This window comes from Shimia litoralis, from assembly GCF_005518135.1.
Classification (GTDB): Bacteria; Pseudomonadota; Alphaproteobacteria; order Rhodobacterales; family Rhodobacteraceae; genus Shimia_E; species Shimia_E litoralis.
In genome coordinates this window covers 1-1,238 of record NZ_SULI01000063.1, presented here as the reverse complement: position 1 = coordinate 1,238, position 1,238 = coordinate 1, and the positions used below count along the sequence as shown (strand labels likewise).

1 protein-coding gene is annotated in these 1,238 nt (G+C 53.6%); it reads right to left on the bottom strand.

What is annotated here, in order from left to right; all coding sequences use genetic code 11:
* Positions 1–62: 62 nt before the first annotated feature.
* On the bottom strand, positions 63–1,238 hold the full coding sequence (tuf, locus tag FAP39_RS17335) for an elongation factor Tu (protein ID WP_138017622.1): 1,176 nt from the start codon (positions 1,236–1,238) through the stop codon (positions 63–65).

The following is a 1,238-nucleotide window of genomic DNA, read 5'->3' as shown; positions in this document are numbered from 1 at the left end:
CCCGTTTAACGCAAAAGGGCCACCCTAAGGTGGCCCTTTTCAAATCTCCGCGTGTGCGGTGATTATTCGATGATTTTGGACACAACGCCGGAGCCGACTGTGCGGCCGCCTTCGCGGATCGCAAAGCGCAGTTTCTCTTCCATCGCGATCGGTGCAATCAGTTCAACTTCGAACTTCAGGTTGTCGCCTGGCATAACCATTTCTGTGCCTTCTGGAAGAACAACCGTGCCTGTCACGTCTGTGGTCCGGAAGTAGAACTGTGGACGGTAGTTCGCGAAGAATGGTGTGTGACGGCCACCCTCGTCTTTGGTCAGAATATACGCTTCTGCCTCAAACTTGGTGTGTGGCTTCACGGAACCTGGCTTACACAGAACCTGACCGCGCTCAACGCCGTCACGGTCAACACCACGCAACAATGCGCCGATGTTGTCGCCTGCTTCACCGCGATCCAGCAGCTTGCGGAACATTTCAACACCCGTACATGTGGTTGTTGTCGTGTCTTTGATACCAACGATTTCGATGCTGTCGCCAACATTGATCACGCCACGCTCAACACGGCCAGTCACAACTGTACCACGACCGGAAATCGAGAACACGTCTTCGATCGGCATCAGGAACGGCTGGTCAACAGCGCGCTCTGGCTGTGGGATGAATTCATCAACAGCAGCCATCAATTTTACGATCGAGTCTTTGCCGATTGCGTCGTCACGGTCTTCCAGTGCAGCCAAAGCCGAACCAGCAACCACAGGAATGTCGTCACCTGGGTAACCGTATTCGGTCAACAGCTCACGGATTTCCATTTCAACCAGCTCGAGCAGCTCTTCGTCGTCAACCTGATCCACTTTGTTCATGTAAACAACCATGGAAGGGATACCAACCTGGCGGCCCAAAAGGATGTGCTCGCGAGTCTGTGGCATAGGGCCATCAGCAGCGTTCACAACCAGGATCGCGCCGTCCATCTGAGCAGCACCAGTGATCATGTTTTTCACATAGTCAGCGTGGCCAGGGCAATCAACGTGTGCATAGTGACGACCCTCAGTTTCATACTCAACGTGAGCAGTCGAAATCGTGATACCACGTGCTTTTTCTTCTGGCGCGCCGTCGATCTCGTCGTACGCTTTGAAGTCACCAAATTGCTTGGTGATCGCTGCGGTCAGCGTCGTCTTACCGTGGTCAACGTGACCGATGGTACCGATGTTGCAGTGCGGTTTGCTGCGTTCAAACTTTTCCTTAGCCAT